Annotated in this window: 22 protein-coding genes; 17 read left to right on the top strand and 5 right to left on the bottom strand. The window is 44.1% G+C overall.

Translation table 11 applies throughout. The annotated features are described in order from the left end of the window. The first annotated feature begins 191 nt into the window (after positions 1–191). Positions 192–1,613: a helix-turn-helix domain-containing protein gene (locus LCF57_RS11935; RefSeq protein ID WP_226000873.1), complete on the top strand. Its 1,422-nt coding sequence runs from the start codon at positions 192–194 to the stop codon at positions 1,611–1,613. Positions 1,614–1,896: 283 nt separating this feature from the next. Here the strand turns inward: LCF57_RS11935 and LCF57_RS11930 are convergent, their stop codons facing one another. From LCF57_RS11930 to LCF57_RS11920, 3 genes are all read right to left on the bottom strand, one after another. Next, complete coding sequence (locus LCF57_RS11930) at positions 1,897–2,055, bottom strand: hypothetical protein (RefSeq protein WP_226000872.1); 159 nt, start codon at positions 2,053–2,055, stop codon at positions 1,897–1,899. A gap of 133 nt (positions 2,056–2,188) precedes the next feature. After that, positions 2,189–2,497 carry a hypothetical protein gene (locus LCF57_RS11925; protein ID WP_226000871.1) on the bottom strand — a complete coding sequence of 103 codons (309 nt, stop codon included), beginning with the start codon at positions 2,495–2,497 and terminating at the stop codon, positions 2,189–2,191. Positions 2,498–2,601: 104 nt separating this feature from the next. After that, complete coding sequence (locus LCF57_RS11920; RefSeq protein WP_226000870.1) at positions 2,602–2,739, bottom strand: hypothetical protein; 138 nt, start codon at positions 2,737–2,739, stop codon at positions 2,602–2,604. A gap of 124 nt (positions 2,740–2,863) precedes the next feature. On the opposite strand from LCF57_RS11920, the gene LCF57_RS11915 reads away from it, so the two are divergent. From LCF57_RS11915 to LCF57_RS11880, 8 genes are all read left to right on the top strand, one after another. Beyond that, positions 2,864–3,025, top strand: a complete 162-nt coding sequence (locus LCF57_RS11915; RefSeq protein ID WP_167438774.1) for a hypothetical protein — start codon at positions 2,864–2,866, stop codon at positions 3,023–3,025. Positions 3,026–3,589: 564 nt separating this feature from the next. After that, on the top strand, positions 3,590–3,922 hold the full coding sequence (locus LCF57_RS11910) for a YolD-like family protein (RefSeq protein ID WP_226000869.1): 333 nt from the start codon (positions 3,590–3,592) through the stop codon (positions 3,920–3,922). Positions 3,923–4,046: 124 nt separating this feature from the next. Beyond that, entirely contained in the window at positions 4,047–4,679 is a 633-nt protein-coding gene (locus LCF57_RS11905; protein WP_025716044.1) for a hypothetical protein, read from the top strand. Further along, positions 4,657–5,193, top strand: a complete 537-nt coding sequence (locus LCF57_RS11900) for an accessory gene regulator ArgB-like protein (protein WP_226000868.1) — start codon at positions 4,657–4,659, stop codon at positions 5,191–5,193. The genes LCF57_RS11905 and LCF57_RS11900 overlap by 23 nt, the downstream gene beginning before the upstream one ends. After that, positions 5,190–5,336: a cyclic lactone autoinducer peptide gene (locus tag LCF57_RS11895; RefSeq protein ID WP_081752074.1), complete on the top strand. Its 147-nt coding sequence runs from the start codon at positions 5,190–5,192 to the stop codon at positions 5,334–5,336. The genes LCF57_RS11900 and LCF57_RS11895 overlap by 4 nt, the downstream gene beginning before the upstream one ends. A gap of 14 nt (positions 5,337–5,350) precedes the next feature. Beyond that, positions 5,351–5,746 carry a LytTR family transcriptional regulator DNA-binding domain-containing protein gene (locus LCF57_RS11890; protein WP_226000867.1) on the top strand — a complete coding sequence of 132 codons (396 nt, stop codon included), beginning with the start codon at positions 5,351–5,353 and terminating at the stop codon, positions 5,744–5,746. Between the two features lie 322 nt (positions 5,747–6,068). Further along, positions 6,069–6,272 (top strand): helix-turn-helix domain-containing protein, encoded by a 204-nt coding sequence (locus LCF57_RS11885; protein ID WP_226000866.1) that lies wholly within the window; start codon positions 6,069–6,071, stop codon positions 6,270–6,272. 503 nt (positions 6,273–6,775) lie between these two features. Continuing rightward, entirely contained in the window at positions 6,776–7,138 is a 363-nt protein-coding gene (locus LCF57_RS11880; protein ID WP_226000865.1) for a YmaF family protein, read from the top strand. Positions 7,139–7,349: 211 nt separating this feature from the next. Here the strand turns inward: LCF57_RS11880 and LCF57_RS11875 are convergent, their stop codons facing one another. Further along, positions 7,350–8,414, bottom strand: a complete 1,065-nt coding sequence (locus LCF57_RS11875) for an HD-GYP domain-containing protein (RefSeq protein WP_226000864.1) — start codon at positions 8,412–8,414, stop codon at positions 7,350–7,352. Positions 8,415–8,726: 312 nt separating this feature from the next. Here LCF57_RS11875 and LCF57_RS11870 point away from each other — a divergent pair, with 312 nt between their 5' ends. The 7 genes from LCF57_RS11870 to LCF57_RS11840 all read left to right on the top strand — a co-directional run bounded on the left by LCF57_RS11870 (position 8,727) and on the right by LCF57_RS11840 (position 15,513). Beyond that, positions 8,727–10,181, top strand: a complete 1,455-nt coding sequence (locus LCF57_RS11870) for a bifunctional metallophosphatase/5'-nucleotidase (RefSeq protein WP_226000863.1) — start codon at positions 8,727–8,729, stop codon at positions 10,179–10,181. After that, positions 10,135–11,295, top strand: a complete 1,161-nt coding sequence (locus tag LCF57_RS11865) for an HD-GYP domain-containing protein (RefSeq protein ID WP_226000862.1) — start codon at positions 10,135–10,137, stop codon at positions 11,293–11,295. Before LCF57_RS11870 ends, LCF57_RS11865 begins: the two co-directional genes overlap by 47 nt. A 97-nt stretch (positions 11,296–11,392) precedes the next feature. Further along, positions 11,393–12,523 (top strand): radical SAM/CxCxxxxC motif protein YfkAB, encoded by a 1,131-nt coding sequence (yfkAB, locus tag LCF57_RS11860; RefSeq protein WP_226000861.1) that lies wholly within the window; start codon positions 11,393–11,395, stop codon positions 12,521–12,523. 134 nt (positions 12,524–12,657) lie between these two features. Beyond that, positions 12,658–14,013 (top strand): hemolysin family protein, encoded by a 1,356-nt coding sequence (locus LCF57_RS11855; protein ID WP_226000982.1) that lies wholly within the window; start codon positions 12,658–12,660, stop codon positions 14,011–14,013. Positions 14,014–14,204: 191 nt separating this feature from the next. Further along, positions 14,205–14,429, top strand: coding sequence for a spore coat associated protein CotJA (locus LCF57_RS11850; RefSeq protein ID WP_226000860.1), 225 nt, complete (start codon positions 14,205–14,207; stop codon positions 14,427–14,429). Position 14,430: 1 nt separating this feature from the next. Continuing rightward, a complete protein-coding gene (locus LCF57_RS27880; RefSeq protein WP_318840672.1) occupies positions 14,431–14,910 on the top strand; it encodes a spore coat protein CotJB in 480 nt (159 codons plus the stop codon). A 33-nt stretch (positions 14,911–14,943) separates the two neighbouring features. Next, entirely contained in the window at positions 14,944–15,513 is a 570-nt protein-coding gene (locus tag LCF57_RS11840; RefSeq protein WP_226000859.1) for a manganese catalase family protein, read from the top strand. 150 nt (positions 15,514–15,663) lie between these two features. Here the strand turns inward: LCF57_RS11840 and LCF57_RS11835 are convergent, their stop codons facing one another. Then, positions 15,664–16,740: a glycosyltransferase gene (locus tag LCF57_RS11835; protein ID WP_226000858.1), complete on the bottom strand. Its 1,077-nt coding sequence runs from the start codon at positions 16,738–16,740 to the stop codon at positions 15,664–15,666. A gap of 427 nt (positions 16,741–17,167) precedes the next feature. Between LCF57_RS11835 and LCF57_RS11830 the strand changes: the two genes are divergently transcribed. Next, positions 17,168–19,984 (top strand): methyltransferase domain-containing protein, encoded by a 2,817-nt coding sequence (locus LCF57_RS11830; protein ID WP_226000857.1) that lies wholly within the window; start codon positions 17,168–17,170, stop codon positions 19,982–19,984. Positions 19,985–19,995 lie beyond the last annotated feature (11 nt).

Below are 19,995 nucleotides of genomic sequence, written 5' to 3'. Positions count from 1 at the left end.
TAGAATAATTTGTAAAATGACTCTTTGGAACTACTTATCCCACAAAATTCGACAATATTCAAAAATAAAAATAATTAGAATATTACATGAATAGAAGTTACAAAAGTTATTGACAACTGTTAAATTATGGACAACAATAGAATGCAAGAATATAAAAATCTTGGAATTTTTATGCGAAGGGTGGATATGACATGAAGCATACACCTACGATTCGGACGGAATTAGATAGTTACCTTCAACAAGAAGGTTTGAGCTTATCACAATTTGGGCAAATTGCAGGCATGAATAGGGGAGCAGTAAGTGCCATTGTGTCAGGAAATAAGCCTATATCCATTAACCAGTTAGATTGCATTACTAAGGCTATGGGTTTACCGGAAGGTTACTTTTACGACTTGTTCGTAGAAAACTACATCTTAGACGTACCCCTGAATATGAGACGAATTGAGCCATTTTTGTATCGCTGTGTGAAGTTGAACAAGCTGGATACGATCCGTAAAGTGCTAGGAGCCGTTATGGATAATCCACTCTATTCATCAAAACTATTTGAGATTGCGGAAGACCTATTCGCGCAGGGTCAACATGAAGCGGCACTGATACTCTATGAGAATGTGGCAGAAGTGGAGAAGTACCAACATTCTGAACGCTTGGCACTCTGTCAATATCGGATATTCACGATTCAGGTTGGAGACGATCAAAACCAAAATTGCAGGGCAGCAGCGGTATTTGAGGCTTTTGTTGAGCGTCTAGATGAAATAGACCAGCTTGACGCGTTAAAGGATTTGGCTAACGTGTATAGGTCTTTACGTAAGTGGGACAAGGTTGATGAAATGGCAAGGAAAATGAGAGCTAAAGCGGAAATCCAATATACTTGGAAACACCAACAGAAGAACCAAGAACGCAATGATGCTGCGAAAAAGTTAAGTCGTCCCATGTTTGTGTACATCACCTATGCCGACCTGTTGTGTGCCAGTGTCTGTGAAGCCCAAGGCGATTATCAGCAAGCTTTACAATATACATACGCCTACGCTAATTTAGATTGGGTCAAAGAGACGGATGAAGACACTCGACACTGGGTTAACTTGTTCAAGAACTGGGCAGAGAGTAATACTTACGTATATAAGCTTTTGTCTGGAAATACAAGTGTGCTTACGGATTATGTTGAATTTATTGCTGCATCAACCAATAAATCCGATAAAGAAATGGTTACTAAGCTGTTGAACGTAATGTTTGCGGCTAACCGATATCAGTTAGATGTGAATGATATACTTAAACGTTTTGAAACGGTTATTGACTCTTTTGTGCAACAGGGACAGCCATCATCTGACATGTATACTAAGCAAGTTATACCAGAGCAGCTTGCACGATTTGGTTATGAATTGGCCTATTATTGTTTACATCGTGGTATGTTCAGTGATGGCTTTAAATACTTGATGTATTCAATGGTAAAAGCGCATACACTAAATAATGAAACTTATTTTATAAACTGTTTGGGGCTTTTCGTGAAGTTTAGAAAACATGCAGTTCCTGAGTTCAAGGAAGAGTTTCTAAATCTTATTGAAAGGGTGTGGTTAGATAATGTTGAAAAAAGTAGCTTTTCTAATCATTGCGGCTAGTTTTTTGTTTATTGTTACTGTACCTGTTCAGACGAATAGTCATAATCCAATGATACAACCGCAAGATACAGTAGGAGGAGCTTAAAAAACTTATTGAAAAGGTGTGGATGAACAATGTTAAAAAAAAATGGCAGTTTTGATTGTCGCGACTAGTTTTTTGTTTTTTGTAGGCTTTCAAATCTATAGTCATCAGGTTATTCAACTACAGGATGTCGTTGGAGGTGCTTAAACTTAGATATCAAAAAAGCTCTGCTAACCTTTATTGGTCGGCAGAGCTTTTGCTTTAATCATTCCGATGCGCGTATATTTCCTCCGCCTCGGAAGGGGTTTTGAAATCAAACTCGAAATACACTGCGCGTGTAACCTCTCTTATTTCATCATCATCCCAACCTTGTCGGCGCAGAGCTGCTATGATGTACCCAAGACATGCGTTATTACTCATCGTTTATCCCTCCAGACCTTAACCGCCACAATCCCCGATACGACCAACGCAGCTACGCCCACAATCATTGTCACTGTCTCCATATGATTACCTCCTATAGAGGGGCCGAAGCCCCGTTATTTCAATTAACATCCTACCTAGCAATAACTCCCGAAAGTACCTCAAATGTTTGTTTTTCAATCAGCGCTCTCTCTTGATTAGCCAAATATTCGAAATTCGGATGATAATAAACTTCTGGTTTATGTCCATCCTTCTTTTTATGACCAAGTTCTCCATCCTTAACAGCAGCGTTGAGCACAGAACGCACTTCGGCAGGAAGCTTCTTCACTACCACAAATCGTGCCATACGTACCTTTTCAACATTTGCCCTATCAGCAGACATTTCTCCGCGCCGAACCATGTCTTGTAACCATTCAAGATCGTTTTGCGTCAGCTTGTTCATTTCTAACCCTCCCGCGTAAGGCCGCCGCCAATTGTATATATAAAGCCTATATGTTAAGATTGGGATAGAAGGCGCTGTGTAAGCCGCCCTCTATAAAGGAATCCTTAACGTCTGCGCCGCACGCGTCGTTTATTGGTTCCTTTTTTCTTTGCCTTTTTACGGCTGGCGTTGTGTACTTTGAGTACAGCCAGTGCTGTAACCAGTTGGATGATTGCCGTAACAAGGTTTACCCAATCTTTCATTGCTTTGCTCACCCCCCTCACATTTACTATTTTACAGCATTTAAAATGCTTTGTAAATAGTTTTATTGAGTGTTGCAAAAATATTTTAAATGCTTTAAAATTTGCATAACAGGAGTGTGATTTTATGGCTGGAAGACCACCGAAAAAAGATAAGAAGATTAGAGAGGCTATCTATTTTGAGCCGGAATTGTTGGAATGGCTCCAAGAGAAGGCAGAGCAAGAGAAATGTACAGTAAGCGTGTTGGTAAATAGGATGACTGCACAAGCAAAAGAGCAGGAGGGATAAGGCCTCACTGCTCTTTTAAATAAAAAAAGCCCCCGACATGATGACTTGTGGTATAATCTGGATTGGACAACGGGTGGGGTCACGGCGCAGCCTTCTGTAAAGGAGGTGATTGACGCCATGACTGCACTTGGTGCGTTTTACATGATCCTGAAAGTAATTTCAACGATTCTAAGCCTATGGTTTAGTTCACGGAAAGTTTACCGATGGATACGTAAAAGACGTAACAAGCGCAAAACCCACCGCTAAGGTTGACCGCCTACGGTGGGTTTTGCTGTCTTCACAGTAATATATGCGCGCCGTGAGGCACTTTGTTGTTCAGGGGGAGTGTAGCGACTCCCCTTATTTCTATTCTTATGTTACCACACCGAAACTATACAGGCAATGGGATTGCCTTTATTGACAATATGAAACATAGAGCATGGGTGACGCGAATAAATACTTCACAGAATATTAAGCCCCGGAGCAATCCGTGGTTTATTTTTTTATGTGCTGGAAAAGATGTCACTTGTAAGGAACGTTTGTTCGCATTATAATTTCTACATAACACATCAGGAGGCTACATACATGTCTAAAAAATTAGAAGGTAACGGTATATGGGAAAGCTCACGGATCATCATACCTGAGCATAAAGAGGCGTATCTGAAGCTTATGAAAGACCGTCAGCGCCGCAGTAAACCAGAACTCGACGACCAAGAGGTGCAACTAATCGAACAGGCGCTTATAGACTCTTACAACTCACGTACAGCGGTCGCATTGACCGTATTCAGCCCATTTGATGATGAGGTTATGACTGGCGTAGTAACTTCCATTAACACGAGCAGAAGGGAAGTAAAACTGTTTCGTGGGGAAGATGATTATAGTTGGATTAAGCTGGAGGATATTGTGTCGGCAGGCTAAAAATAATTACCTCACATAATACATAAATACTACCATTTAACATGGTAATTGGATTGCCTCGTAGTGGTAGCAAATGTAGTATTAAGGTGTGTTTGTTACCAATTATGTGAAGGGGATATGTGTTATGTGGGAGCCTATTAGGTTCTTGCTTTTTTCAACTGTAGAAACATTTGCAGCATTTGTTTTGATGTTAACTATTTTTAGAGTAAGGGCTTTAGACTATGTATGGCCTGCATTGTTTATTGGATTAATAATGAACTTGCAAAGCTTCATTTTAAGGGAAGAAACATCCTTAGCTTTTTTTGTTTTTACCATTAACATTATATTGTTCACTTTGTTGATCACTACTGTTGTTAGGATGCCTATTATTTGGGCAGCTATAATATCCATTACAGGCTCATTTCTGTACACGTTATTCCAAGCAGTGATTATATTGATGCTCTTTGGAACATTAACAACAGAAATGCAGACTTCAGCAGAGGGATCATTGGCGCAAGCAGTAACCAGTGCATGGGTGTTAGCCATTTCGTGGTTTCTGTATAAATTTAAAATAGGCTTTACAGCAGATTATGAAAACCTTCGTTTTAGGTGGGAACACGTACTTGTTGTTATCTTGATAGTTGGGGTACTTGCTGCATGTACATTTATGTTCTACTTCAACAATTTCTTTCTGAGCATTATATTTATAACCTTGGCATCTATCATGTTCTTATATTATGCGCTAAGAACGGAGCGTGAATATTATAAAAAGCCTTGACTCCATCGCTCTTGATATTGCAACACACATCAAAACCGTTGTACCCGATCATCCGGCATCTGTGAATGTTTTAAAACATGGGATAGCCGTTGTGATCAACACTGTTTCAATTATTTTATTGACTATCGGCATTTCGTTTTTCACGGGTAAGGCTCTTGAAGCTGTAGTGGCGATGATTTCTTTTTCTTTACTGCGCCAAGTTGTGGGTGGGGTGCATTTAAAGAGTAATCTGACATGCATAGTTGTATCAACAGTTTTACTTACCGCTTTATCTTTTGCGAATTTCAACTACAATTGGGTCGTAATTACGTCGATATTAAGTATGATACTGGTCTTAATTTATGCCCCATCACGGATAGAGGGAAGGACTCGTATACCAAGACAATACTACCCATTGCTAAAATGTTTAGGAGTTGCAATTGTTGCTCTTAATTTGGGGTTGGCTTATCCGGTAGTAGCTGCTAGTTTTTTTGTTCAGAGTTTAACACTAATAGAAGGAGGTGTGAAAAAATGAAGAAAACCAAACTGAGTAAAGTGAAGGCTGGTATGTATTACAATGTTGCAGCACTTCTTACATCTCTTGCAGTTGCATCTGTAAGCACGGCAAGTCTGTCGTGGATTCATAGTCCAGAACCACCGGAAGAATTGTTAAAGTAAGCGGGGAATGTTAAATGCTAAGTTTAACCGTATCGGCAGATCCTGAAGGTTTTATAGATGGTGGAAACGTATCGGTGGACAAGGTTCTTTTTATTTCTAAAGGCCGTAAAAAGAATCAGCTTCTAGTGCACACATTTGAAAGAACCTACTACATGATAGGTACTTTAAGACATTGGGAAAATTTCCTGAATAGTAATGGGTTTAATTTTTTGAATGTAGATAGAAGTAACACTCTTAATGTAGAAAAAGTTAAAATCGTTAATGGCATCTTCAAGGATGCTTACTTTGAGTGTGAAATAACAAAAACATCGAAAAGATGTCCAATTTCTCACCATCGGTTTGATGAGGTTGTCGAAGAAATGGGCTTCATGAATTCGAAAATATTAATCACTGGAGCCGCTATTAAATAGTGGCTCTTTTTGTCGAAAACAATTGTCTTTAAATGTCGAAACTTGTAACACATTCAGCGGCTGAATTTATGTTGCCAAAGCACCTAATATTGGGATTTAATATAGGTATAAGGTTCGATTTTGAAAATAAAGGGAGGTGGTTAGGCCTAGATAATTACATAGATCGGATGTAACAAAAAAACGCCTCCCATAAGAGAGACGCACAAATGTGGGTTGGCATCCCTGCCAGGATAGCCATGTTAGATCCCACGGAAAAAGATTCAACGTGAGTATACAAGAAATTCAGTTGTCAGTAAAGACAAGTATATAAGGAGTGTAAGCCATGTCAGATATTCATAAGCGTAAAAGATCAAACAACCAAACCTTATATTTTGCCAGAATGCTGAGAGGTATTACAGTCGATGAAGCAGCAAATGCTGTCGGGCTGTCTGCCACTTCGTTGGAAAAATATGAGGGTGATTTTGGGACAACACCTTTATGCATCGCTCTAAGTTTATTTCAGTTTTATAATATTCCATACAGATGATTAAGCATTATTTTAAATGAATTTTATTGCCCCTTTTTTGCCCCCTACATAATGAAATGTAGTGATTGGTCAAGAAAGCATTCTTTTAAAAAAAACGAGTTTCTTCCTATTATAATAGGTTATGAAATCGTAAAAGAATCAAGTTTGAGATGGAAGGTAGTATCGGTTAAAACGAAGCACCCCTTGATACGACAAGGTTTTTAAGATACTCTAAAGGAGTTAAATCCGAGTTGTGCCGATTTTGTGCCGACTCGGATTTCCTGCTAGATAGGAGGCGAACTTTTTAAGTTCGCCTCCTTCTATTTTTTCTGTAATGTTTACATATGTGTCAGCAGTTGAATCGTGAAAATTAGAAAGGAATGAGCTATGATTCGAGTTCGTTTATATGGGGGAGGTAGCATTAAAAAATTTATTGTTAAGACTGTGGATGATTGCCTAGCACTTAAATATGTTTGCTTAATAGGATGTTGTGAGCGACACAAACATAAGGAGGCATGCAACGGATGCAGAAGAATAAAACTGCAGTAAAGAAGAAAACCCTCTCTTCTAAACAGACACAGAGGCATGTACATGAATTTGAAGGTAGTACCAAACTGGCTGAAGAAGGCGCAGACCGGCATAATCATCGCTTTGCAGGTGTAACTGGGCAAGCGATTCGATCAGGAAGAAGCCATGTCCATGAAATTGATCTTACGAAAACTGATTTCGTAAACCATTTTCATAATCTGAGAAGGATTAGAACAGGACCCGCTATTCCAGTCGGAAATGGGAAACACGTACATTTTGTTACGGGCCAAACTACATTAAATGATGGTCATGTACACCAGTTTAATTTCGCAACATTGATTCAGTCACCTCTTATCTAATGTACAAATGTAGAGGTGGAACATACTTTATATAGTAGAAACGTGCTTTTATTGTTTTGATGGCCCTTAATAATCAGGTTTAAGCATAAAAAGAGGCAGTCCTTTGTAGGAAAAACCTACGGATCAAGGACAGCCTCTTTTGATTCGTGTAGCCTCTGCTTTCGGTAAACCATTCCGTTCTACCAAAGTAACGCCGGGCAGCAGTTGCAGATCAGGATTCCAGATAAACTTCATCAATGGATACATGGCGTTCCTTGGATAAATCTACATACTCATTATCGCTGATCTTCACCAAAGGTCTGAAATAATCAACTGGATTATTCAGAATAATCGTCCCTGTCTGACCTGAAGTTAGAAGCACCTGCTTATTAATAAAATTCGGAAGCATGTGTCGAATGAAGACCTGAGTAGCTTCGGGGTTCAGATGTCCAAAGCTCATGCTATGCAGCTCGCGTAACACGGCAAGCAGCTCTTGCTTTGTTTGATACACACGATTGGAAATCATAGCGCTATACACGTCGGCAATAGCCGTTATGCTGGCGAAAGGATGAATCTCTTCCTTAAAGAGTCCATGGGGATACCCGCTTCCATCTTCGCGCTCGTGATGCTGCAGGGCGACGATTGCTGAAATTTCATCACTGGTCGAATTACGAATGATATCAAAGCCATATTGGGAGTGCTTCTTCATTTCCTGAAATTCTTCTGGCGTTAATTTATCAGGCTTATTCAAAATTTCATTTGGTATCATGGACTTGCCTATATCGTGTAAATATCCGGCCTTACCTGCAGCATAAGCCTCTTCCTCTGTATATCCCAGCCATGTGGCAATGTAATATGAGAGCACACCTACCTGGAGAGAATGATTATACGTATACTGATCTCCCCGTTCCATAATTAACAACATAGATACGACATCTTTTTGACGAGTCAGTTCTGAAACGAGGGGGCCGAATAGCTCATCAACTCGAGATTCATCAAATTTTCCAGTTGCGGAAGCCTCGAGAAACATGCTCTCAAAGCCACTGATGGTCTGCTCCATGAGGGGGACGGCGCGTCTGAGGGATTCGGGGGAAGTTGGGACATCGGGGGCAAAGTCAACCGGAATGCTCGTTGAACCAGCATCAATGTCGATATAATCGACACCGTGCATGATAAGCTTGGAGATATCTTCGTGCTGAAGCTCGGTGCCCTGAACCAAGACAGGTACACCGTGCCCGTTGTATGTATCGGATTTGAGGCGATCTCCTGGCTTGGCATCGGTAACGTGAACTCTCATGTGCTAACCTCCTTATTGTCGAAAATGTGTCGAAAATACGAAACAACCCTAATATATCAAGAATTATATGGGATGACAACGACTAATTTACTATTATTCCGAGTTGCAAAATAGGTACGAGGAACCCTTTCATCTTAGATGTATACGGAAGCTTATGTTAGTGCTTTTTCAATGTGTCTATGATTTGAGCCTGTAGTGGAGCCGAATCGCCGGGTGAGGCTCCACACACTCATATGTACCATAATGGTAAAGAAAATGGTATCCTTAAACATTAGAAGCTTTAAAGTCGATATATAAAGAAGGAGGGCGGTTATGGAGATGACGAATCGGCAAACGTTGACCATTTTGCATACGAATGATATACATAGTCATTTTGGCAGTATGCCTTCGATAGCCGCAATGATTGATGAACAAAGAGCCGCATTTGGGGATGCGCTGCTTGTACTGGATATAGGAGACCACATGGACCGGATGGCCCCCGAAACGGAAGGAACGCTGGGTGGGGCAAATGTGGATGTGATCAATCTAACAGGATATGATGCGATTACGATCGGTAACAACGAAGGACTGACGTTTACCCCGAATATCATTGAACAGGCCTATGCGGGAATTCACTGTCCGGTCGTATGTGGCAATATAATAGAGAGTGCCACGGGGGTAAGACCTTCGTGGATGAAGGAATCTGTGATTTTGGACAAAGCAGGAATCAAGGTTGGTTTGCTCGGCTTGACGGCTCCTTTTACAGAGTTTTATCGATTGCTTGGTTGGAATGCTCTCGATCCGTTCGAGGTGCTGGGTGAGCAGATCGCAGCACTGAGAAAGCAGGTTGATGTTTTGGTCGTGATGTCTCATCTGGGTTTGCCTTCCGATGAGAAATTAGCATCACAGTTTCCTGAAATTGATGTTATTCTTGGAGGCCACACCCATCATGTGCTAGAGAAGCCGCTTTGGATAGGGAATACCGCTTTGTGTGGAGCGGGGAAGTTCGGGACACTGCTGGGTAAAGTGACATTGACACGTAGCGGCAGTCATGAGCCGTTTCGAGTTGCGTCAGGCAGCGTAGTTCCTGTAGATCCTACACTGCTGGATGAAAAAGTAGCCTCGGCCATCGTTCTGTATCGCAGACATGCAGAGCGTGTTTTGGAGAGCACAGTAGCCGTGACGGATCGTGAACTGGGGATTGCATACGATCACGAGTCCCCTTTCGGGAATTTACTGGCACAATCGGTGTCACATTTTACAGGGACAGCCATTGCTCTGGTTAATGCGGGGCAACTGCTCGGCCCGTTGCCCCAAGGGAATATCAGCAAAGGAATGCTTCATTCCTTATGCCCATCGCCGATTAATGCCTGTGTTATGAAGTTGCGGGGAAGGGACATTCGGCTGGCACTGGAGCAGTCCTTATTGCCTGAATTTGCGGACAAGCCAATGATGGGATTTGGCTTCAGAGGTAAAGTGCTTGGCACAATGTGTGTGGAAGGTTTGGAGATACAGTATGACCCGGATCGCGCTCCTTATGATAAAGTCACGCACATTCGTGTAGCGGATCGTTTATTGGTAGAGGATGTGGAATATACGGTGGGTACACTGGATATGTTCACTTTCAGAGCAGGCTATGAGGTGCTTGCGAACGGAACGGAGTTCCGATTTATGCTTCCAGAATTTTTACGGGATTTGATTGAAATGGAGTTGAAGCGTCCGGGCGCGATGGAAGAGTGTTTTGCAGCTAGGTGGCTTCAGGTATCAAAACAATCGGGAGAGGATTAAGCTGCGACTGGTACCTGTTAAATTATTGAGAGCCGGCATGAAGCTGGGCAAAAAAATATACAATGAAAACGGAATGGTGCTGCTCTCGGAAGGTGTTGAGCTTACTCAGCGATTGATTGAACGTCTAGGCCAAGTCGGTATTGGATATGTATACATTGAGGATGCGGTAACCGAAGATATCGTGATTCCTGAAATGATCCATGAACAGACAAGAGCAGTGGCGCTACAGGAGATCAAAAAGCAGTTTCAGGGTCTGTCATCCTATTCCGTAGATCATAAGAACAAATATTTTGGGAAGTCCTTTTATAAGGTGATGGAGTCCATTCTGGACGATATCGGAAGCCGCCAGGATGCTATCATTATGCTGATGGATATTGGGGCAGCGGACCAGGATTTGTATCATCATTCATTAAACGTATGTCTGTATTCGCTTGTACTGGGAATAGCCAATGGCTACGATAACAACCAGCTTATGGAACTAGGAATAGGTTCATTACTGCACGATATTGGAAAAATGAAAATTTCACCTCAAGTGCTCTATAAGCCAGGCAAATTGACGGACGAGGAATACGAGCATATGAAAACACACACGGTGATTGGCTACAAGTTGCTTAAAGATGAACCGGGGATTCCCTTGTTGTCAGCTCACTGTGCATTGCAGCATCATGAGCGTATCGACGGCAGCGGATATCCGAACGCCTGGAAGAAGGACCAAATCCACGAATATGCAAAATGGATCGGTTTGGTGGATTCATACGACGCAATGACAGCAAGTCGGATATACAAGCAGGCGTTGTTGCCTTATGAAGCGATGGAGGTGCTGTACGCCGGTGCAGGCACGCTGTATGAGCAGCGGATGCTGGAAGCCTTCCGTGACTGTGTAGCGATTTACCCTCTGGGCCTCTCTGTAGTGCTCAATACAGGGGAGGAAGGGGTTGTAGTACGTATACACCCCAAAATTCCGCAAAGGCCTGTCATTCGCATTGTGAGAGACCGGGACGGGCAGGAGCTGAAAGCACCTTACGATTTGGATTTGTCCGTATCCCTTTCGGTTATGATTACGAACACACTGGGTGCTACCGCTGTCCCTTTCGGAGAAGTACATGTGGATTAGCAGAAGATGTGGAAGAAAGCATGCAGACGCTTTACACATCATGATATGATATTTATACGTCTTTTGAGGTTAATAACAGAAATAAGGTGAAAACATAATGACAGTTCTACAAAACAACACATTTCCCCCAATATCGCCAGCATACGATCCGTGGGACCCGATTGCCTCGCTGCGCACATATGGTCGTCATTTGCTGACAAGTGTGGAAATGACCGTGACGCATCTGTGCAATATGCGCTGTGAGCATTGCGCTGTTGGCGATATGCTAGTCATGAAGGAGGCCCCTTTCCTACCGTTAGATCTGATGCTGAAGCGGTTGGATGAGGTTGAGCATCTGGAGACGATCAGTATTACAGGCGGAGAACCTGCTTTGCTCGATAAAACGGTTGATGAGGTGATCGTACCACTGCTGAAATATGCCAAGGAGCGCGGCATTCGCTCACAAATAAACTCCAACCTGACATTGGATATCCGCCGGTATGAGAAGATGCTTCCTTATTTGGATGTCATGCATATATCATTTAATTATTTGAATGCCGACGATTTTTATGAAGTGGGTTTTGCGAATACCGGACGTCCGACTCCACGCGCGGGTGCTGTTCGCCTTTATGAGAAAATGGTGGAGAATGCCCGTAAATTAAGCGAGATGGGCATGTTCATTTCAGCTGAATCCATGATTAATTATCGGACTCACACGAAGCTGGATGGCATTCATCAGTTAATCAATGAAATGGGATGCCGACGGCATGAGGTCCATCCAATGTACGCATCAAATTTTGCCTCTGCCCTGCCTGTGCTCTCACTGGGCGATATGCGCAGCGCTATCCATAAGCTGCTGGATGTGCGTAACCAGGATATGTGGATGTTATTTGGTACCCTGCCGTTCTTTGCTTGCTCCGATCAGGAGGAGGATCGCAAGCTGCTTCGCCGCCTGCGCCAGGAACCGAATATTACGGTTCGTAATGATCCGGACGGTAGAAACCGCGTTAATGTAAATATGTTCACGGGTAGCGTGTATGTGACGGATTTCGCAGACATTCCTGCTTTTGGAAACATTCAGGAGCAAGGTTTGGACGAAATTTTCGGTGAATGGCTGAATGAGCACCCGCTAAACCAGACCGTTAACTGTCATTGTGATGCTGCTGCCTGCTGCGGACCGAATCTGCTTGTCGCGGATATGTATTACAAGGGAGTAGATTTTAAATCAAGAAAAGCATTACAACTATAAGCATGTTGCATGTTTTCATTCGCAACTTTCAATTCAATCTAGATTGAATTGCTCTAATTCGTCTAGAGAATTCACGATGAGCATTGCAAGTCAAATGATGCAGAATGTTATCTATAAGAAATGGGGAGTTCGTATTGGAAGGTCATACCGAGTTTCATTGGGGATTGCTAGTTGTGAATCTCCTCTTGGTACTGCTGCTTGTCTTTCTTAACGGTGTATTTGTGGCCGCAGAGTTTTCGCTGGTCAAAATGCGCCAATCTCGATTGACGCAGCTCCAAAGCGAGGGTCATCGCCTGGCAGGCTATGCGCTGAAGGTGAACCAAAAGCTGGATGCTTATCTGTCCGCCACCCAACTGGGCATTACGCTGGCTTCATTGGGCTTGGGCTGGATCGGTGAACCAGCGGTATCCGGGTACCTGATTGAGCCACTCATGTATAGACTTGGTATAACTGACGGTACACTGATTACAACAGTATCCGTAATTGTTGGATTTTGCGTTATTACCTTTTTGCATATTGTATTGGGCGAGCTGGCTCCAAAGTCTCTGGCGATTCAGAAAACCGAAGGGGTGGCGTTATTTTTATCAGCTCCTTTGCTGCTCTTTTACAAGATTTTTCTGCCCGTGATCTGGGTGTTGAATTCCGCTGCGAATTTACTGCTGCGAACATTCGGTATCCAGCCGGCAAGTGAAGCCGAAGCGGCGCATTCGGAGGAAGAAATTCGGATATTGATGAATCAGAGCGCCAAAAGCGGGGTTATTGATAAGGACGAAATCAAGCTGATGGATAATATTTTTGATTTTTCCGACTTGCTTGCCCGTGAAATTATGCTGCCCCGTACGGATATGGATTGTTTGTACACAAACTTATCGTTCAAGGAAAACCTGAAAATCATCAGTGATACCAAGCATTCTCGCTACCCGGTAGCGGTCGAGGACAAAGATCAGATTATCGGCTTTGTTCATATTACGGATCTTCTGTTAGCTGAGCAGGGGGAGCAACTGGATCTGGCCTCGGTAGTTCGTCCTATTTTGAATGTACCGGAGTCGATGGAAGTTAGTCATGTGCTCCGTCTTATGCAGAAAAAGCATTCCCAAATGACCCTCGTGGTGGATGAGTACGGCGGAACGGCCGGGCTGCTGACAGCTGAGGAAATATTGGAGGAAATCGTCGGGGACCTCTATGATGAGTTTGAGGATGAGCGTCCGAGCGTGGAAATAAAGGAAAACTTTATCTCTGTGGACGGCCGTATGCTCATTGAGGATGTCAATGATTTGACTGGTGTGAACATTGAAGATGACGAGGTGGATTCCATCGGAGGCTGGCTGTTCAAGGAATTGGAAGGCAGCCCGGTGAAGGGGAAGAAAATTGAGTTTTATAATCTGACCTTTGAGGTGGAGGAAGCAACCAGGCTTCGCATTATGCGGGTTAAGATTCATCGCAAGCCTGAACTTATGATTGAAGATGAGCTTTCTACCGATGAATCCTGATCCCAATAGATAGGTGCGGTCAGTTCAGGTATGTAAGTTATTATAGAGGAATAGACAAGGAGCCTTTGATTCCACGTTAACGTGGTTTTGAAGGTTCTTTTTTTATCTATAATTTTTTTGTTCGAGACTTGGGCGATGCGGCATATGTTGAATAGTAAAGCAGATGGATCAATCAAAGGAGGTCCCGGCCCGTGAAATTTCCCCAGCAAGGTGAGTATGCTCCGTTTGTCGGCCCGTTCGATCCGTGTCCGCCCATTCTGTGCAAGACTTTTGTGCTACCGCCTAATTTGTTTGTGCAATTTCAGCCCCCCGGTCTGCCCCAATTCAGTCCGGAAGAGGCACTGACGAAGGGAACACTATGGCCTTTGCTTTACAGCCCTTATCAGCCTAAGAGAAACCAGGGGGGAGGCGAGTAGAATGGAGCATCCAAATCAGGGTCAGTCCAACAACCAGTTTCAACAGCAAAACGAGCAAGAGAGTCAGTATCAACAGCAACAGCAGAATCAATATCATAGTCCCTATTCAAATTCGTACCAGTATCAATATCAAAACCAGTTCCAAAACCAAAACCAGTACCAGGGCCAAACAGAGGACTACAATCAAGGCAGAAACCCGGCCCCGGGCTATACGCCCCAAACCAAACCGGGGGATGCACAGTTTTATGCGCTGTTGGAGAAGCTCCAAGCGGTGGATTTTGTGTTGGTAGAGCTTAATTTGTATCTGGATACACACCCGGATGATCTGCAGGCCATTGAACAGTTCAACAAGCTCACACAGGAAAGAACAGCGATTGCTAACGAGTACCAGCTTCTATATGGGCCTTTGCAAAACTTTGGCCGTGCCTATTCCAAATATCCTTGGGAGTGGAGCCAAGCCCCTTGGCCGTGGCAGGTATAGGCAGGTACAACCTTTTTTAAAGGAGGAACATAAATGTGGGTATATGAGAAGAAGCTGCAATATCCCGTACGTGTTAGCAAATGTGATCCTCACATGGCCAAGTTGCTCATGGAGCAGTATGGGGGAGCGGATGGTGAGCTCGCCGCAGCTTTGCGGTATTTGAATCAGCGTTATACCATTCCTGATAAGGTCATCGGTGTACTGAATGACATCGGGACAGAGGAATTTGCGCATCTTGAGATGATTGCCACGATGATTTACAAGCTGACGAAGGATGCAAGTGTGGAGCAATTGAAGGCAGCCGGTCTGGGCGAACATTATGCGGCGCATGATCGTGCATTATTTTACGAAAACGCAGGCGGGGTTCCTTTTACAGCGACCTATATTCAAGCCAAAGGCGACCCCATTGCGGATTTGTATGAGGACATTGCGGCAGAGGAAAAGGCAAGAGCTACATACCAGTGGCTGATTGATCTGACTGACGATGTGGATTTGCAGGATAGTTTGAAGTTTTTGCGTGAGCGAGAAGTGATCCATTCGCTGCGTTTCCGTGAGTCTGTGGAAATTTTGAAGGGGGAACGCGACCGGAAAAAAGTATTTTGAGAGTTTTTAAACAGCACTGGTTTTATTTGTTTTCTCGTCCGATACATTATTAAAATAGGGAAGGCCATCTGCAAGCATCAAGTGCAGGTGGCCTTTTTCCTTTACCTGGAATGAATTTAAGAGGAACAACTTCCTAAGTGTTCGTCTTCCTCATCCCTGTTGTTCTAGCTGCGCAAAATACTGCTCATTATATAAAACACTCGGATGAGTAGGATGATGTAACTGGGCCATGCGATGATGCAATTTTGCCTTTTCAATGTCTCCGATTCGGTCATAACACAGGCATAATTGCAAGTGCGGCAGCCAAGTGTGGTACGACGAATTAGTTAAGGCCATGACATCTTGTGGCGGCTCAATCCGTGTGGCCTGTCTGAACCAATAAATGGCTTGTGCATACTGCTGGTCTTCAATGAACAAATTGCCAAAGGCACAGCAGAACTGGGGGCGCGGTGCATCGAGGTTAAGTGTGCGAAGCAGCGCCATCCGCTGCTCCTGCTTTTGGCCTTGGCGACCGTAGCAATCCGCAAGCTTAAAGCAAGCAGCAATCCGGTCCTCAATCCATCCCTGATTCAGCCCCAGATAGTGCTCATATTGCTGGATGGCTTCTATCGTCCGTCCGTTGTCATACAGTTCATTAGCAAAGTAGTAGTGATCTCGTTCAGAAAATACGGTGCCCTGTTCCCGGTGCTTGAGGTATATGTGCAAATTACGGTCATTGTAGGCGCGTATTTTTTTATGGGTCACCGCCATATTTGCGTGAAAGATGCTGCCTGTCACATTCAGAAGTTCGTGTACAAATCCGACCCATCTGAATTGACGATCCCGGCGTACAATCCGGTTTCTTTTCAGCTTATGTAGTGGCTGTCCCTGTTCATCTACGGATAACACATAATCCATCGTAATGCTGTCATATGAGAGGGTGGATTGTTTTTTCCAATTGAGAAAGGATACCCGGTCTTTTTCTTCCAGTATGTCGTCAGCATCCAGCCAAAATTGATAGTCCTGTGTGGCTTGATCAAACGCATAGTTGCGGGCTGCAGAAAAATCGTCACACCATGCAAAAGGGTATATCCGTGCGTTGAATGATGCAGCCACCTCTTGAGTGTGGTCGGTAGAGCCGGTATCGACGATAATGATTTCATCCACCAGATCATGAACCGATTTCAGACAGGTGTGAAGTGCTTCTTCTTCATTTTTGACAATCATACATAAGCTGACAGTTACCATGCTCTTTGTCCCTCCCAAAAAACTTGGTATACCCTCTATTTTATTGGGATAGCTTGCTCATTATGTAGCAATTTCATAGAACGTGTGGAGGTTATGTGATGATCATAAATTTATCCTCGCACTAATAAATTAGAAGATCAAAGTCTGATGCAGGGAGGAGGGCATGGATAAGACCATTCAATTTACTCTGTAAGGGCTGTAATTTTGCAAATGCGTGAATTCGGGATTAGCTCGTGTGACCGGGAAATGGATTTTATATTGGATGGAGAGATTGTATTTTTTGTACTGATGTCGTTTCATTGATATTTCCAGGTGAAGGTCCATTCATATCACGCTGACTCCCTTATCGCTTGATCGTAATTATGGTATGCGCTAGGACATGGAGGAAAACGGGTATGAGGCTTCCGCCTGATGGAGGCGTTGAATTATGCGTATACTAATCGGAAGTCCGATACATCAGAAGCCCGAAACGTTGATTTTGTTTCTTCAAGCATTGGAGCGACTGGACGCACCTGACGTACTGCCGGATTATTTGTTTGTTGATGATAATGACAATCCAATCTCAAGCCAGTGGCTTGTTGATTTTGCCAATCGGCTGCCGGGGCGGGTTTTGCCCTTGTTGAAAGGCCAGCAGCAAGTGGAGAATCGCAGTGATGAGCACACTCACTATTGGCCGCCTGCCCTCGTCTGGAAAGTGGCTGGCTTTAAAAATCGTCTCATTGACTACGCGCTGCAGCATCATTATGACGCGCTCTTTTTAGTTGATTCAGACTTGGTTCTTCATTCCCGTACCTTGTGCAGGCTGGTAGAGACGGAGAAGGATATCGTATCCGAGATTTTCTGGACACGTTGGCAGCCGGATGGAACGCTGTTGCCTCAAGTATGGCTTAGTGACGAATATAATCTGTTTCAGCGTGAAGAAGGAGAGGTATTATCAGCAGAGGAACAAGCGCATCGCGAGTTGCATTTTATACACCAGTTGCATGTCCCGGGCTTGTATGAGGTGGGCGGTCTGGGAGCTTGTACCTTAATCCGCAGACGGGCGCTGGAAGCGGGAATTCACTTTGGTAAAATTAAAAACGTTTCCTTTTGGGGGGAAGATCGGCATTTTTGTATCCGGGCGGCTGCGTATGGATTCCCACTTTTTGTGGATACGTACTATCCGGCGATGCATCTGTACCGGGAAGCGGATCGGATCAAGGCAGAGCAGCTGCTATCGGCCCTAAACTATTTTACTTCGAGTGCTGCAAATACGGACCATCCGTATTATTTAGCTCATGCAGAACACCCGGATACTCCTGATCATTCTCTGACCTACAATCGTTCCACTCCATCAAGAACCCCTAACTACTCTGAACCTCCCATTATACCAGATCATCTCCGTGAGTCTGCTGTCTTTGCCAAGTACACTGCGGATTCTTTTGTTGTGCCACAAGCATTTTCCGGACCACGTCAAAGTGAGCTTCATACACCAGCTGCCTCCAAGCCCAAACTGACGCTGAGCATGACGGTATACAATGAGGCGGATCGCAAGCTCACAGATGTGCTCCGAAGTCATCGGGAATACATTGATGAGGCGGTCATTATCGATGATGGCAGCCATGACGGTAGCGGTGAATTGTGCCGAGAGCTACTGAAGGGGATTCCACTGCGTTTAGTCCGTAATGAAACAGCTTCCTTTACCAATGAAGTAGAACTGCGGAAGCAGCAGTGGAGAGAGACTGTGGCCTCCTCCCCGGAATGGATTTTGAATATGGATGCTGACGAAATGTTCGAATCCCGGTTTGCTCAAGGGGTACATTCTTTGTTGGCGGGAACGAAAGGCGATACGATTTGCTTCAGGCTGTATGATATGTGGTCTTCCACACATTACCGTGATGATGACTATTGGCAGGCTCATCGGTACTACCGCCCTTTTCTAATTCGATACAAGGAAGGATTTTCTTATAAATGGAAGGAGCAGTCGTTGCACTGTGGGAGATTTCCCGAAAATGTGCTTGACCTTCCCAGTGAGATTAGCAACTACCGTATCCAGCATTGGGGATGGTATACACCTGCTATTCGTGCAGCAAAATTTGAACGGTACCAGCTGCTGGACCCGAATGCTCGTTATGGCTGGAAAGAGCAATATGAATCGATTTTGGACCCGAATCCCCGACTCACGCTCTGGATAGATCAAGACAACAAAATTGTAGGGGACGAACCCGCCTCTGAACAGGAAGATATCGATCATGTTGTCACCACGGAAGTTGTCAAGGTTGCCAGTGTCCAGGTTGTTACCAATCCCGAACCGGAAATCAAAGATGAAATAAAGGACGTATTTTATGGGAAGGTAAAAGGAGCAGAGCAGGGTATGAAGTGCAAGTTGTGCGGTTCATCCGACACGGGTGTTTTCCATCGCTATGATCGTTTTACATTGATAGGATGCGGCTCCTGTGGCTTGGTTTTCCGTAATGATGTGGATCGTATACAGCCTGAGGATATGATCTCAGAGATTTATAATGTCAATTGGGTTGCCATGCGCGATAGTGCTGCGGCTTCAACCTACGGGGATCATGCCCTTTTTGGACTCATGCTGCTGGAAATGTTCAGTCCCGGTAAAGGAAATTTGCTCGAGATCGGATCGGGTACCGGAGAATTTATCCATGCTGCCCTTCAAAGTGGATGGAATGCAGTGGGGATTGAGCCTTCTATTGACTCGCGTGCCTATGCCAAAGACAAATATGATGTAGATTTGATGCCAGGCTACTGGAACGGTGAAATCGAAGAAGATGCTCAAACTCAGGAAGTGAATGAAACACAAGATAATGAAGAGGATACTGATTTATCCTTGAATCACCAATACGAAGCCGTTGCATGCTGGCATGTGCTGGAGCACATTGCGGACCCGATCGCATTTTTGACGGATTTACGCGAACAGCTTCAACCTGACGGGGCGTTATATATGACAGTGCCCAACAAAAACTCGTTTACCAATGAGGCTTACGGCGTTTATTCACCTTTATTCACAGAGGAAGATCATTTGTATCATTATTCGGAGCATACACTGACGCTGCTGCTGGCCAAGTCCGGCTTGCGTCCGGTTGCTTTGTTCACCCGTCAGCTTCCCTCCGGTTTGGATGACTTGCTACAAGCCCATCCGTTGTACGATGAGCTTGATTTTACGGAACGAATGGGGCTGCTGGCCAAACTTCAGGGCGAGAAACGGGGTCATGAACTGTGCTGTGTGGCAAAAGCAATCTGAGCATTCGAGAA

Source organism: Paenibacillus sp. BJ-4 (assembly GCF_020404765.1).
Taxonomy (GTDB): domain Bacteria; phylum Bacillota; class Bacilli; order Paenibacillales; family Paenibacillaceae; genus Paenibacillus.
Note: the sequence above shows the minus strand (reverse complement) of the source record. Positions and strands in the feature narration are given on the sequence as shown.